Annotated in this window: 1 protein-coding gene; it reads left to right on the top strand. The window is 60.5% G+C overall.

Going from position 1 to position 248, the window contains the following annotated elements; genetic code table 11:
* Nucleotides 1–27 precede the first annotated feature (27 nt).
* The coding region (ctaF, locus tag PU683_RS20775) for an aa3-type cytochrome oxidase subunit IV (RefSeq protein WP_277174508.1) at nucleotides 28–248 on the top strand (221 nt) is incomplete at its 3' end.

Raw genomic sequence — 248 nt, 5'->3', positions numbered from 1 at the left:
CGTGCACTCCGGTAAGGAGGATGCCTGATGAAACCGGAACGTTGGGTCTTCGGCGGGCTCGGCCTGTTCTATTGCGTCATGACCCCGGTGTACTGGTTCTCGGCCCATGAAGTGGCCGGCACCTGGGTACTCGGGCTGTCAGCGGCGATGGCTCTGATGGTGTTTTTCTACGTCCAGGTCATTGCGAAGAAGATCAATCCCCGTCCCTCCGACGAGAAGGACGCCGAGGTTGTCGATGGTGCCGGACC

The organism is Candidatus Kosakonia sp. 282A-S69, assembly GCF_029433855.1.
GTDB lineage: Bacteria > Pseudomonadota > Gammaproteobacteria > Enterobacterales > Enterobacteriaceae > Kosakonia > Kosakonia cowanii_A.
Note: the sequence above shows the minus strand (reverse complement) of the source record. Positions and strands in the feature narration are given on the sequence as shown.